Annotated in this window: 11 protein-coding genes; 3 read left to right on the top strand and 8 right to left on the bottom strand. The window is 60.8% G+C overall.

Annotated features, from left to right (window positions below; translation table 11 throughout):
• The first annotated feature begins 29 nt into the window (after positions 1-29).
• A complete protein-coding gene (locus DKB71_RS13505; protein ID WP_408600699.1) occupies positions 30-3,593 on the top strand; it encodes an indolepyruvate ferredoxin oxidoreductase family protein in 3,564 nt (1,187 codons plus the stop codon).
• Positions 3,594-3,654: 61 nt separating this feature from the next.
• Positions 3,655-4,212, top strand: a complete 558-nt coding sequence (gene folE / locus DKB71_RS13500; protein ID WP_408600698.1) for a GTP cyclohydrolase I FolE — start codon at positions 3,655-3,657, stop codon at positions 4,210-4,212.
• Positions 4,213-4,251: 39 nt separating this feature from the next.
• On the opposite strand, the gene DKB71_RS13495 is transcribed toward folE, so the two are convergent.
• Genes DKB71_RS13495 through DKB71_RS13475 form a run of 5 tightly spaced genes read right to left on the bottom strand, consistent with a single transcriptional unit; the run spans position 4,252 to position 10,427 of the window.
• The gene (locus DKB71_RS13495) at positions 4,252-5,007 is read right to left on the bottom strand and encodes an SDR family NAD(P)-dependent oxidoreductase (protein ID WP_408600697.1); all 756 of its coding nucleotides are present in this window, start codon (positions 5,005-5,007) and stop codon (positions 4,252-4,254) included.
• A gap of 25 nt (positions 5,008-5,032) precedes the next feature.
• Positions 5,033-6,085 carry a phosphotransferase family protein gene (locus DKB71_RS13490; RefSeq protein WP_408600696.1) on the bottom strand — a complete coding sequence of 351 codons (1,053 nt, stop codon included), beginning with the start codon at positions 6,083-6,085 and terminating at the stop codon, positions 5,033-5,035.
• Positions 6,082-7,377: an acyl-CoA dehydrogenase family protein gene (locus DKB71_RS13485; RefSeq protein ID WP_408600695.1), complete on the bottom strand. Its 1,296-nt coding sequence runs from the start codon at positions 7,375-7,377 to the stop codon at positions 6,082-6,084. The genes DKB71_RS13490 and DKB71_RS13485 overlap by 4 nt, the downstream gene beginning before the upstream one ends.
• 24 nt (positions 7,378-7,401) lie before the next feature.
• Complete coding sequence (locus DKB71_RS13480; RefSeq protein WP_408600694.1) at positions 7,402-8,139, bottom strand: SDR family NAD(P)-dependent oxidoreductase; 738 nt, start codon at positions 8,137-8,139, stop codon at positions 7,402-7,404.
• Between the two features lie 50 nt (positions 8,140-8,189).
• A complete protein-coding gene (locus DKB71_RS13475; RefSeq protein ID WP_408600693.1) occupies positions 8,190-10,427 on the bottom strand; it encodes a CoA transferase in 2,238 nt (745 codons plus the stop codon).
• A 211-nt stretch (positions 10,428-10,638) separates the two neighbouring features.
• On the opposite strand from DKB71_RS13475, the gene DKB71_RS13470 reads away from it, so the two are divergent.
• Positions 10,639-11,034 carry a VOC family protein gene (locus tag DKB71_RS13470; RefSeq protein ID WP_408600692.1) on the top strand — a complete coding sequence of 132 codons (396 nt, stop codon included), beginning with the start codon at positions 10,639-10,641 and terminating at the stop codon, positions 11,032-11,034.
• On the opposite strand, the gene DKB71_RS13465 is transcribed toward DKB71_RS13470, so the two are convergent.
• The 3 genes from DKB71_RS13465 to DKB71_RS13455 are packed head-to-tail and all read right to left on the bottom strand — an operon-like array spanning position 11,031 to position 13,822.
• Positions 11,031-11,810 (bottom strand): SDR family oxidoreductase, encoded by a 780-nt coding sequence (locus tag DKB71_RS13465; RefSeq protein WP_408600691.1) that lies wholly within the window; start codon positions 11,808-11,810, stop codon positions 11,031-11,033. The genes DKB71_RS13470 and DKB71_RS13465 overlap by 4 nt on opposite strands.
• 24 nt (positions 11,811-11,834) lie before the next feature.
• On the bottom strand, positions 11,835-12,863 hold the full coding sequence (locus tag DKB71_RS13460) for an aromatic ring-hydroxylating dioxygenase subunit alpha (RefSeq protein ID WP_408600690.1): 1,029 nt from the start codon (positions 12,861-12,863) through the stop codon (positions 11,835-11,837).
• Positions 12,864-12,880: 17 nt separating this feature from the next.
• Positions 12,881-13,822: a Rieske 2Fe-2S domain-containing protein gene (locus tag DKB71_RS13455; protein ID WP_408600689.1), complete on the bottom strand. Its 942-nt coding sequence runs from the start codon at positions 13,820-13,822 to the stop codon at positions 12,881-12,883.
• Positions 13,823-14,177 lie beyond the last annotated feature (355 nt).

The following is a 14,177-nucleotide window of genomic DNA, read 5'->3' as shown; positions in this document are numbered from 1 at the left end:
GCCATGACAATAAAGCCTGGAGGATGAGCATGAGTGCGTCCCCGTCCCTGGATGACAAATACATCCAGCACAGCGGAAAAGTTTTACTCACCGGGATTCAGGCGCTGGTGCGTCTGCCGCTAATGCAGCGCCAGCGCGACCTGGCCAATGGTTTGAATACCGCCGGGTTCATTTCCGGCTACCGCGGCTCGCCGCTGGGTGGTTTCGACCAGGCCCTGTGGAAGGCCCGCGACTATCTCAAGGAGCACCACACGGTGTTCCATCCGGGCATGAACGAAGATCTTGCCGCCACCTCGATCTGGGGTACGCAGCAGGTCAATCTCTTTGAAGGCGCGACCTACGACGGCGTGTTCGGCATGTGGTACGGCAAGGGGCCGGGCGTCGACCGTTGTGGCGACGTGTTCCGTCACGCCAACGCTGCTGGCACCTCACAGTTCGGCGGTGTACTGGCGATTGCCGGTGATGACCATGGCGCCCGTTCCTCCTCGCTGCCGCATCAGACCGAGCACATTTTCAAAGCGGTGATGATGCCGGTACTGGCGCCATCGGGCGTACAGGAATACCTCGACTACGGCATGCACGGCTGGGCCATGTCGCGCTACTCCGGTTGCTGGGTTGCGCTCAAGGCGGTGGCCGATACCGTGGAAAGCGCGGCCGTGGTCGACATCGACATTCACCGAGTACAACCCATTATTCCTGATATCCCGTTGCCCGAAGGCGGCTTGAATATCCGCTGGCCTGACCCACCCCTGGCGCAAGAACAACGCCTGCTGGAACACAAACTGTATGCCGCCCTCGCCTACGCCCGGGTCAACCGTCTCGACCGTATCGTGATGGACTCACCAAAAGCGCGCATCGGCATCATCACTTCCGGAAAGTCGTACCTCGACGTGTGCCAGGCGCTGAAAATCCTTGGTATCGATGAAACTCTCGCACAGCAGATCGGCCTGCGCGTGTACAAGGTCGGTATGGTCTGGCCGCTGGAAGCCGAAGGCGTGCGCCAGTTTGCCGAGGGCCTGGAAGAAATCGTGGTGGTCGAAGAAAAACGCCACATGATCGAGTACCAGCTCAAGGAAGAACTCTACAACTGGCGCGAAGACGTACGCCCGCGCATCGTCGGCAAGTTTGACGACAAGGGTGAATGGAGCCTGCCGCACACCGGTTGGTTGCTGCCCGCCATCAACGACCTGACGCCGGCGATGATTGCCCGCGCGTTGGCCAAGCGTATTTTGCATGTGCATCAAAATGGCCCGCTGCAAGTGCGCCTGGCGGTGCTGGACGCGCAATTGGCCAGCAAAGGCCAATTCAGCAACCTGATGGAACGCGTACCCCACTACTGCTCCGGCTGCCCGCACAACACCTCGACCAAGGTCCCGCAGGGCAGCCGGGCGCTGGCCGGCATCGGCTGCCACTACATGGCGGCCTGGATCTATCCGCAGACCCAGACCTTCAGCCAGATGGGCGGCGAAGGCGTGGCGTGGATCGGCCAGGCGCCTTTCACCAAGACCCAACACGTCTTCGCCAACCTGGGCGACGGCACCTATTTCCACTCGGGTATCCTCGCGATTCGGGCTGCCATCGCGGCGAAGGTGCAGATTACCTACAAGATTCTCTACAACGATGCCGTCGCCATGACCGGCGGACAACCCGTGGACGGCAGCCTAAGCGTCGCGCAGATCAGCCGGCAACTCGCGGCCGAAGGTGTGCAGCGGATTGTGGTCGTCAGCGACGATGTCGAGAAATACCAGCACATCCGTGATCTGGCAGACGGCGTGCCGGTGCTGCGGCGCGACAAGATGGACGAAGTGCAGGACCAGCTGCGCCAGTTCCAGGGCGTGTCGGCAATCATCTACGACCAGACCTGTGCCGCGGAAAAACGCCGGCGGCGTAAACGCGGCAAGTTCCCGGACCCGGCACGTCGGGTGGTGATCAACGAAGCGGTGTGTGAAGGCTGTGGCGATTGCAGCAGCAAGTCCAACTGCATGTCGGTGGTGGCGGTGGACACCGAGTACGGCCGCAAGCGGGAAATCGACCAGTCCTCTTGCAACAAAGACTTCACGTGCCTCAACGGTTTTTGCCCGAGTTTTGTCACGGTCGAAGGTGGCACCTTGCGCAAACCCAAGGCCCTGGGGGCCGCGAAGGATGACGTGTGGGACCTGCCGACGCCCGCGACCGTCGCGCTGGATGAGCCTTACAGCATCCTGATCACTGGCGTGGGCGGTACGGGCGTGGTGACCATCGGCGCACTGCTGGGGATGGCGGCGTTCATCGAAGGTAAAGGCACGCTCAATCTGGACATGGCCGGCATGGCGCAAAAAGGTGGCGCGGTGTGGTCGCACATCCGCATCGCCGCGCACCAGGAACAGCTGTTCGCACCCCGGATTGCCGAAGGTGAAGCCGCCCTGCTGCTCGGTTGCGACCTGGTGGTCAGCGCCAACACCGAAACCCTGTCCAAGCTGCGTCACGGCGTCACCCATGCCGTGGTCAACAGCGAGGAAAGCATTACCAGCGCTTTTGTGCGCACCTTCGCCCAGCAAGCGGAAAGTGGTGATTTGCTCAAGCACCCGGACCCGAAGTTCCAGACCCAGAGCATGTCGGCACAAATTGTCGAAGCAGTGGGCTCCGACCAGGCGGACTTTATCGACGCCAGCAAAATTGCCACGGCGTTGTTGGGTGATTCGATTGCCACCAACACCTTCATGCTCGGCTATGCCTACCAGAAAGGCTGGTTGCCGGTGGGTAAAGCGGCGCTACTACAGGCCATCGAACTGAATGGGACGGCGGTGCCCTTCAACCTCTCGGCCTTTGACTGGGGCCGGTGCAGCGCCCATGACTTGCCACGGGTTTTACGCAAACTGCAAGCCGGCAAGGTGCAAAGCCCGGACCGCTTACTGTCGCAAAGCCTGGAAGAAACGCTGGCACGGCGCATGGAGTTTCTCACTGCGTACCAGAACTACGCCTATGCCCAACGCTATCGGCATCGTGTCGAGCAATTCATCAAGGCGGAAACCGCACTGTTTGGACAACCCGGCAAGCTGTCGGCGAGTGTTGCCCGTTACTACTTCAAAGTGCTGGCGATCAAGGATGAATACGAAGTGGCGCGCCTGTTTACCGATGGCCAATTCCTGGAAAAAATCCAGGCCGGCTTCGAAGGCGATTATCGCTTGCGCTTCCACCTGGCCCCGCCGCTGCTGAACGATAACGGCTCCGGCCGCGAACCGAAAAAACGCAGTTTCGGTCCGTGGATGCTGCAAGGCTTCAAGCTGCTGGCCAAGCTCAAGTTCCTGCGTAATACCTGGCTTGATCCGTTCGGTCGTACCCATGAACGCAAGGTGGAACGCAACTGGTTGGCCAACTACGAACGCATCCTCGACCTGGTGCTGACGGGTTTGACTGCCGAAAAACAGGCCCTGGCCCAAGAATTGGTAGAGCTGCCTGAAAGCGTTCGTGGCTATGGTCCGGTGAAGGAGCGGTTCCTCGACCACGCGCAACAGCGTCAGGCGCAGTTGCTGGTGCAGTGGCGTAATGGATCGAGCGGACAATTCCATGACGCCAGCCAGGGCAACGGCAAAATCGCCGTCACTCAACTGTAAGCCTTGCCCGGGCTACACCTTGTACAGCCCGGGATGTTGGTTAATTCAGCAAGGTCAAACCATGAACGAAGAACTGGCCAGAAATTACCGTGAGATCCTCCACGGCGTAGGTGAAGATCCAGAGCGCGAAGGTCTGCTGGACACGCCAAAGCGCGCGGCAAAAGCCATGCAGTACCTCTGCCATGGCTACCAGCAAAGCCTCGAACAGATCGTCAATGGCGCATTGTTCGAATCGGACAACGATGAGATGGTCATCGTCCGGGACATCGAACTCTACTCCCTGTGCGAACACCATTTGCTGCCGTTCATTGGCAAGGCCCATGTCGCCTATATACCGACGGGCAAAGTGCTGGGGCTGTCGAAAATCGCGCGGATTGTCGATATGTTCGCCCGCCGTTTGCAGATCCAGGAAAACCTGACTCGCCAGATTGCCGACGCCATTGCCCAAGTGACCGATGCCGCCGGGGTGGCGGTGGTGATCGAGGCAAAACACATGTGCATGATGATGCGCGGTGTGGAGAAGCAGAACTCGGTGATGAGCACCTCGGTAATGCTCGGCGCGTTCCGCGAGTCGTACAATACCCGCCAGGAGTTTTTGCAGTTGATCCGCGGTCGCTAGGCACCTGTGCCCGGGTTGCCCAGGCACACCCCCTGCCACTCAACTGAGCATCATCATCCCGCCGTCAATCACCAGCGTCTGACCGGTGACAAACCGCGAACCATCGCCGGCAAGAAACACCAGCACAGGGGCCAGGTCCCGGGCCGGTTCGCCCAGCTTTCCGCCGATTGGCACTTGGCCGGCCATGTACGCATCGTGTTGCTGCAATTGCTCGGCACTCATACTCCCGCGGGTGGCGTCGTACATCGGCGTCCACATCGCCGGCGCGATCGCGTTGACGGTAATGCCCAATGGGCCCCATTCCCGCGCTACCGTGCGCGTCCAGGCCAGCACGGCGCCCTTGCTCGCGGCGTAATGGGCCTTGCCGGGCTGACCGAGCACGCCTGCGGCAGAGGCGAAATTGATGATCCGCCCACCGCTGCCCTTGAGCCGTTCATAGGCCGCTCGGTTGGTCAGGAAAGTGCCACGGGTATTGACCGCAAAAACCCTTTCCCACTCGTCCAACGTGATGCTCTCGGCGCTGGCATTGGGCGCAATGCCCGCCGCGTGTACCAGCACGTCCAATCCGTTGAGCTGTTCGCTGGCCCAGGCAAAGGCCGCGTCCACCGAATGGCTGTCAGCGATGTCGCAGACTCGCGAGTGCGCCCAACCACCACCGTCACCCGTTATCGAGGCGACCGCGCCCAGGTCGAGACTGATGACATGGGCACCCTCCTCTACAAACGCCTTGACCACTGCCGCGCCAATACCGCGGGCGCCTCCCGTGACGATGATCCGCTTACCGGCCAGTTGCATGGGCTGTTCCTCTTGTGTGGATTTATCAGGATAGTTGCTCGATGCGTTGCAGCGCCGTAGCGAACAGGCGCAGCGCCGAGGCGTGGTGTTTTTCACCGGTAACCCTGCAGGCTTTACCTGCACAGGCGCGTGCATGACTGACCTCGAGAAAGATGCCGAGCTTGAAACCCGCTAACACCAGGTACCAGGTGAAGTCAGCCAAAGAACGTGAGCTGCCGGCACGGTAATGGGCGACCAACTCATCGCTGCTGCAGAAGCCGTCCCAGGGATGCACTTCGATGGTGCCGGCGCCACGACCATCGACACCGGGCCAGGTCACCACCAACCAGGCGAGATCGAGCAACGGATCACCGATAGTTGCCAGCTCCCAATCGACTACCGCGGCCAGCTCCCCACAGTCGTGCCGGAACATGACATTGGACAGGTGAAAGTCACCGTGCTGGACACCGGCCTGGAACTGCTGCGGACAATGCTCGCTCAACCACTTGGCCAAGCGATCGAGCCCTGGCAGCCCCTTGGCCCCGGGCCAACCGGGATAGTCTTTGACACTGTCCAGCTGCGCCAGCCAGCGTGAGACCTGACGCTGGTGAAAACCCTCAGGCCGGCCAAAATCCGCCAGACCTACCGCCTGGTAATCAATTTCCCCCAGGCGCAATAGTGCATCGACCATGGCTAGCCCCATGCGCCGGCGCATATCAGGCCGTTGAGCATGAGGCGCCGGCAAACCGGCCGCGCAATTGGGATTGAAACCCTGTACCGGCTCCATCAAGTAGAAACTGGCGCCCAGAACGCCTGGGTCAGCACAGTTGGCAATCAAACCGGCATGGGGCACTTGCGACCCCGACAATGCCTTGAGCAAACGTGCTTCACGGGCAATAGTCTTGCCGCCGACTTCGCGCAATTCCCGGGAAGGCCGACGCAGCACGAACTCACGCGTACCGCGCCGAAAGCGCAGCAACAGATTCTGCGTGCCTCCGGTCAAGCGTATCGGGACCTCGATAGGGCCGCGCTGCAGGTTCTGACTATCCATCCAGTCGGCCAGGCGCTTGAGGTCGACCAGACCCTCCCAGTCGTTCATGGGTGGCGCTCGCCGAGCCCGGCCAGCACCTCGGCGTATTTTTCCCGGGCGCGGGCCGCGGCGGTGGGCCGATGGTAATCGGGGAACAACTCGTCGCAGGGCTGATAGTCGCGCAGCAGCTGTTTGGCCACCGTGACTTTGTGCACCTCGGTAGGCCCATCGGCCAGTCCCATCTGGAAGGAGCGTACGATGTAGCCGGTAAAGGGCATTTCTTCGCTGACGCCTAACGAGCCATGAACATGCAGGGCTCGTGCGGCGATGTCATGCAACACCTTGGGCATGACAGCCTTCACCGCGGCGATGTCCTTGCGCACCCGCTTGTAGTCCTGGTACTGATCGATGCGCCACGCCGTACGCATCACCAGCAAGCGAAACTGCTCCAGTTCGATCCACGAATCGGCAATTTTTTCCTGGATCATTTGCTTGTCCGCCAGGCGGCTGCCCTGGGTACTGCGCGACAGGGACCGCTCACAGAGTGCATCAAGGGCTTTTTGCGCCTGACCGATCACCCGCATGGCGTGGTGCACGCGACCACCACCGAGCCTCACCTGAGCCACGACAAATGCCTGGCCGGGCGCACCGAGCATGTCGCCCGCAGGCACTCGCACCTTGTCGAATGACAGGTAAGCATGGGTGGCGGCGGGGTCATCGGCGATACCGACGTTACGGATAATGCTCACCCCGGGCGCGTCAGCGGCGACGATGAACATCGACATGCCTTCATACACCGATACGCTTTTATCGGTGACCGCCATCACGATATAGAACGCTGCGTATCGGGCATTGGAGGCGAACCATTTTTCGCCGCTCAGCAGCCAGTCATCGCCATCGCGCACCGCTTCGGTAGTGAACACGGCGGGATCCGCGCCACCTTGCGGCTCGGTCATGGCGAAGCAGGACACGATATCGCCATCGAGCAACGGTTGCAGGTAGCGCTGCTTCTGCGCCGGGGTGCCGTAATGGGCGAGGATTTCCCCGTTGCCTGAATCGGGGGCCTGGCAACCAAACACAATCGGGCCAAACAGCGAACGGCCGAGAATCTCATTGATCAATGCCAGGCGCACCTGGCCATACCCGGCTCCCCCAAGCTCCGGGCCCAGGTGACACGCCCACAACTTGCGTGCCTTCACCTGCGCTTGCAGCGGTTTGACCAGTAGCTTGAACAACGGATCGTGGATATTCCACGGGCTGCCCAGCACATGATCGAGGGGCTCGACTTCCTCACGTACAAACTGCTCGATCCAATCCAGTTCCGCCTGTATCTCGGGGTCGGTTTGAAAGTCCCAGGCCATGGTGTGTCTCCTAGCAAATAGCGATCAGGCCAGCAGCATGCCGCCGTCGACCAACAGGGTTTGGCCAAGCACATAGCTGGCCAGCGGCGAGGCAAGAAACAGGGCCACGTTGGCCATGTCCTGGGGCGTGCCCAGGCGCCCTTGAGGAATGGCCCGCAACGCGCCTTCGAGGCGCTTGGGGTTGCTGGTGGTCACCCGTGTCAGCTTGGTTTCCACCAACCCGGGGGCAATGCCGTTGACCCGGATGCCGTCACGCGCCCAGGCTTCGGCCAGGGTGCGAGTCAGTCCAAAAGCACCGGTTTTCGAGGCGTTGTAGGCCGGATTGCCACGCGTGGAGTGGAAGGCGGCAGCGGAACTGACGGTGATCATCGAACCCTTGGCCTGCATCAACAGCGGGTGAAACTTCTGCGCGCACACCATCAGGCTGGTGAGGTTGACGTCGAGTACGCGCTTGAAGCCTTCGGTGAGAAATTCCTGACGGTCGTAGAGCACCGTGCCTTGTGCCTGCACCAGCACATCCAGGCGGGTGAAGGGTACGCTGGCGGCTTCAATCAACGCCGCGTCCGCGACATCGACCTGGGTGTAGTGCAGGCCTTCGAGATCAGAGTCAGGTGAATCCTGATAAGCCGCTGCCGAGGCTCGTGTGCCCCAGACGTGCACCTCGGCACCGCGCTGGCGGAAGTTCTGCGCAATGCCATTGCCGATGCCACTGGAACCGCCGATCACCAGCACGGTTTTGCCGCTGAAGTCCAACTCGTACATAGGTGTTCCTTGTGCTTGTCGATGAATGCCGCCGAGCAACAGGCCCGCCGTTACAGCGCAGCCAAACCCGCCGAGGCCAAGTGCTGCAGTTCGCTGTTGGTAAAGCCGAGTCGTTCCAGGACTTGCCGGGTGTGTTGGCCCAGGGCCGGTGGTGGGCGATTCAGCGACAACGGCAAATTGCCGAAATCCCAGAACGCGCCAATCTGTTGCAGGTCGCCGTACACCGCATGGGAATAATGGGCGTGCAGGCCCGCGGCAGCGTGTTCGGGGCTGTCGAGAAACACATCCATCTGCGCCTCCAGCACGGCCTGCGCAGGAACCTGCACGCCAGCCAGTGCTGCGAGTGCCGCTTGCCGGGTCAGATCTGCGAAATAATCCTCGGGCCGACTGCCCACCAGTGCGGTGAAACGCTGAATTTCATCAGGCTGCAGCGCTGCCACCACCAGCCAGGCATCGCTGCACTGATAGAGGCGGTGTGCGTCATTCAACCCCGTCTGTTGCGCATCCATATGGGCGACAGGCGTGAGACTGCCGTCCTCCAGCACCACCGCTTCGCTCATCGACAGCAACGTGGCGCCCAACAATGAAGAGCTGACCATTTGCCCGGCGCCGCTACGGTTGCGCTCGTACAACCCCAGGAGCAAGGCATACAGCGAGGATAATCCGGCAAAAAAATCCCCCACGCCAAAGCGCAGCCACATCGGCGCTTGCCCTTCCCCGCCCTGCTCGACCTCCCAGCCGCAGGAGGCCTGCATCAGTTGGTCGAAGCCTGGCCAATCCGCACGCGGACCGGTCGCCCCGTAGGCGCTGACATGGCAATAGACCAACTGCGGGTTAAGCGCCTTGAGGTGCTCGTAGTCAACCTTGAGTTTGCGTGCGGCCGGCAGCCGCATGTTGTGGTGCACCACATCGGCCCAACGTGCCAGCGCCTCGACGACGGGCTCGGTTTGCGGATCACCCAATTGCAGCGCAACCCCCAGCTTGCCCCGCTGGGTACCACTGAAAATCCGCTCCAGGCGGCGCATGGCATCGCCCTTGGGTGCTTCGATCTTAATGACTTCGGCGCCGAGGTCCGCCAGCAGCATGCAGGCAAACGGCCCGGCCAGGTAGGCGCCCAGATCCAGGACTTTCAAGCCATGCAGCGGTGGCAATGGCGCGGGACCCGGCTCGCGGCCTTGCACTGCGAGCAATGCATCAGCGTCTGGCAGTTCTGCGTTCCACTCACCCGCCAGTGGTGCACTGGCGCCGACTCGCGCCGGTGGCTGCACCTGCCAGGCCGGGCCCGGTTGCAGGGTCTTGCCCAGTTGTACATCGTCAACTTCAACCACATAGCCATTGAGGCGCGCCTGCTCGTCGAAGTAGATATCGCCAAAGGCGCCGGCAATTTGCGCGGCCACGTCGTGCTGCCAGAAATGTTCGACCCAGTCCTGGGCCGGTCGTGTGGCGATAATGGCCTTGTTGGCGCCGAAGTTGGGCGCCACATGGCTGGGTGGCCAAAGCGAATTCAGGCGAGCCACTTCGGTTTCGCCCAGTTCGCTGAGCGCTTCGGCCATCCACGGAGATTGGTCTGGCGAGTAGTGCACATGCAGCCAGCGACCATCGGCGCACTGGTGCAATGGAATCGGAATGTGTTTATCCAGGCCCTTGGCAAAGGCCGCGGTCGGCGTTTGCGCCCGGTTCCAATGCATGGTCATTGGCACCAGGGCCGCCTGGGCCAGGCTCGTATGAGCGATGCCGCCACAGCCGTCACGGTCGCGCGCCAGCAACCGCGCCATCACCCCGACCACGCACAGCCAGCAGGCCAGCCAGTTGGCGAACGGCATGCGCACAAACACCGGGCCGGGGCGATGCGCGGGCTGCTCATCCAGCAGGCCCAGGCGCGCCAGGATCAGTGTCTCCCGTGGAATGGCATTCGCCAGCGCATGCCGTTGGGGCCAGCCGCTGATCGCAGAGACAACCAATCGCGGGAAGTCTGCGGCGAGCAGTGCGTCTGCCAGGCCATGGGTCTGCGCCACTGCCGGGGTGAAGTCGTGCAGCAGCACATCGGCGCTGGCCAGCAGTAACCGCAACTGCTGGTGGTCGGCAGGGTTTTGCAGTTCAAGGGTGACACTGCGCTTGCCGCGATTGAGCACCGCAAAGAGCGCCTGGTGATCTCTGGCCGGGTTGCCAGGTGATTCAACCATAACCACTTCGGCACCCGCTTCACACAGTTGCAGGCCGGCGGCTGAACCGGCAATGCCTGAACACAGGCTGATGACGCGAATACCTTCAAGGATTGCCTGGCTCATATAGCACCTTTCAGTGGCGAGTTCTGCTCAAAGCGTTCTGCAGCAAAGCTGCAGAACGAATCCATGGCGTCACCCTAAGCCATCACAACAAAATTCCATAGATAGATTAGTATTCCGAATATAGAATAATAAGTCTTAATATGAACACTAATTAATAATACGTTCAAACACACCCAATAAGCCGATCAAGGGCCTCGCTATGATCCTGCGCATGGACCACTTCACTATCGTCTCTGACCACCTGCAGGCAACACGGGATTTTTATGTCGAGGTACTGGGTTTGCTCGAGGGGCCACGTCCGCCCTTCCCGGTTCCCGGGTTCTGGCTTTACGCCGGAAACCAGCCAGTGCTGCATGTGGTGGGTGTAACGAAAATGCCGCAGCCGCGACGGGGCGTTCTCGACCATATGGCTTTTCATGCAAGCGGCTTGCAGACGATGTGCAAGCACCTGGGCGAGCATGGCGTGAGCTTCAGGATCATTCGCGCTCCAGGCTCTGAACGCACCTGGCAGCTGTTCATGCAGGACCCCAACGGCGTTGAAGTCGAACTCGACTTTGACGCCAGCGAAGAGCCGCCGGCCGACTGGAAAAATCATCGGCTCTGCTAGATCAACCCGGAGTAACTGCCGCCGTCGATCTGCAGGTTTTGCCCGGTGATGTAGCCGGCCTGGGCCGAACAAAGAAATGCGCAGGCCGCTGCAAATTCACTCGGCTGACCAAATCGGCGCGCTGCTATCGGCTTGAGCATTTCCAACCGCGCCTGCTCCACACTGAGATGGCGATGCTTGGCCAACTGCTCGGTCATGAAACGCAGGCGGTCAGTTTCAATACGCTCGGGCAGCAGGTTATTGATGGTCACGTTATCCCGGGCGACCTCGACGGACAGGGCTTTGCAGAAAGCCGTGAGCCCTGCACGCGCCGCCGTGGACAATCCCAGTGGCAGGCGTGGTGACTTGACCATCGCCGAAGTGATATTGACGATGCGGCCAAACCCCCGCTCGCGCATCCCGCCGACCAGCGCCTGAATCAGCAGAATGCCTGAAAGCATATTGGCCTCAATGGCCGCCAGCCAGGCTGTGTGGTCCCAGTCTTCAAGACGACCCGGCTCTGGCCCGCCGTTGTTGGTCACCAGAATATCCACCACCGGACTCGCGGCCAGCAGCGTCTGTCGCCCGGCTGCAGTGGACAGGTCGGCCACCACGGTGCGCGGCAGCCGACCAGTGCTGCGCAAGATGTCCTGCGCAGTGTGTGCCAGGCTCTCGGCGTCGCGGCCATTGATCAGCACTTCGCAGCCCTCCTGCGCCAATGCCAGCGCACAGGCTTTGCCAAGTCCTCGAGAAGATGCGCACACCACCGCAATACGCCCGCCGATACCCAAATCCATTGCAGCACTCCTCGTGCATTGGCGTCAGTCGTTCATGCCGAGCAAGGCCGTGATGTCGCGCCCGGGCTCAGCATCGCTGCCGTAGGCGAATTGGCCGGCGCGCTGGCGTTCGACCAACTGCTCCATCTGGTAGCGATAACGGGTACCCGGCGTATCAAAGCGCGAGTGCAGGTCGCGACGTGGGTCGACCTCGAAATAACGTTGGTTTTGCGGGCGCACCACCGAGTTGTCCTGGGGCTGGATGATGTAGTTGATGCGCGGCATCACATAACGAAAAGGTGCGGGTGCAGCAGTGGTGTTGAAGGTCACGTCACACCGCGAGCGATGCTTGCCCACCGGCAGGAAGGGTTGAAGGTTGGGCACGTCGTAACCGGGGCGAAAGCGCGGATAGGAGATGCATACGTTGCTGCGCAGATGAATGTGCAGCACGGCGCGAAAATCCTGGTACCTGGCGCGCACGCCGCCGACCCAGCGCATGATGGGCGCCACTGACTTTTGCGCCACGGTACGGGTGCGGGTCACGGTTTCGGAGGTCCATTGCACCTCCACCACGTCCGACTCGCTTATACCGTCGCCAATGGTATTGGCATGCAGGAAATCGGCATGGGTCAGGTCAATCAGGTTTTCCACCGACAGCGCCGAGGTCGCGTCAAACCGCACGGTACGCTGGGTGTAACCGGGAAGACTGCCGTCCTCAGGTAGAAACGGAATATGCGGGAGCAACTGCATGTCGGCAGCGTCCGGGTTGCCGTACCAGACCCAGATGTAGCCGTAGCGCTCGACCAGCGGATAAAAGCCCCGCCCACCGGTAAACGCTGTGAGTGTCAGCTCTTTATGGGGGAAACGAGGGTTAAACTCGGCCGCCACCGCACGCCCGTTGTCGCGCCACAGGTAATAGGGCTGGGCATGAATGATCCGGCGAATGGGCCGCGCACTCAGGTCGCGGCTGTGGGACACCGGGAACCAGGTGTCACGCAGGTCGTAGTTGATCGGCGTCCAGTCACCCCGCACTTTGCCAGGGATCGTATCGGTGGAGGAAGGCACGGCATGCATGGTGGGAACTCCTGTGCTCAGACGACGGCGCTGACGGGAATCAGGCGCGGTTGGCGCAACTCACGCAGTTCGCGGGATGAGGTTTGCAACAAGGCCGCGACGGCTGCGCCGTCGATCAGGCTTTTCACCTGGAACGGCGCCAGTTTGCGCAGACGGGCCAGACGCCACCGCAGGGGTGCCCTGAGGTGTACCTGCTCATGCACGAAACCACGCCAGCACAAACTGGTTGTGCCACGACGGTTGGCACCGGTCGCGATCATCAGCGTCACCAGCGGCAATTCATCTTCGCTCAGCAGATCCACCCGAACGGTACCGCCGTTCAAGGGGACGGCGGTGCGCACAATCAAGGGGTAATCCACCACAAACTGCGAAGGCAGGATTTGTGTGGTCCATACCGCACCTCGCTCCAGAACCACCCGCCCCTGCTCGCTGCGCAGATCACCAAGGAAAAAATCGGTGAGGCGCACATGGGCAAACCCGAGCAAGCATTCCGGGCCGTCGAGCATCGCATCCAGGTATTGGTCATGACTCATATTGACGATGGTTGAACCGGTAAATTCGCGTCCGCCCGGTTGGTAGTCGCTGCTGGGCAATTGCCCTTGCGGTGCCCCTTCACCCAACCACACATGGACAAAACCATTCGCCTCGCTGACCGCAAAGGCACGCGCGGCATAACGTGCAGGCACACGCTCATCGGTATGCAGGTTGGGGATCTGCGTACAGCCACCACTGGCGCCATCAAAGGTCCAGCCGTGATAACCGCACTGCAGACCGGACTCGACGACTCGCCCCAAAGCCAGCGGCACCCGCCGATGTGGGCAACGGTCTTCCAGGGCAAAGGCCTGGCCGGCTGCGTTTCGGAACAGGACCAGTTCCTCGCCGGCAAAGGCCACGGCCAATGGCACTTGATCATTCACGGCCTCGCAAAGCGCCATGGCCCACCAGCCTGGGGTCATCATCGGGCAGCCTCTTTGTTATTGGTCTTGGGCAATTGCGTTGAACGCAGTCAGCGCTAACGGTAGTGCTTAGTGGAAGATAGAGCAACAATGTTTCAACAGTTTTTAGTTTTATGTCTAAATTATCCATAGCCAGCCAAATCGGCAATAATCAGCCACAACGCCGAAAAACCTCGGATCCAGAAGCATATTCCAGCCTTATAAACCACCTAAAAATGGACATTTTTTCTTTAAGTGATCATGTTTTAATGAAAATAACTAGCGAGCAATCCATAAGCCTGATTACCATTAGCTTGCTCATTAACTCCAAGGTGCGCTGACGATGACCCAATCCACCCTCGGCTTTGTCCTCCAAGAC

This window comes from Pseudomonas sp. PLMAX (genome assembly GCF_046042685.1).
Classification (GTDB): Bacteria; Pseudomonadota; Gammaproteobacteria; order Pseudomonadales; family Pseudomonadaceae; genus Aquipseudomonas; species Aquipseudomonas putida_AE.
Note: the sequence above shows the minus strand (reverse complement) of the source record. Positions and strands in the feature narration are given on the sequence as shown.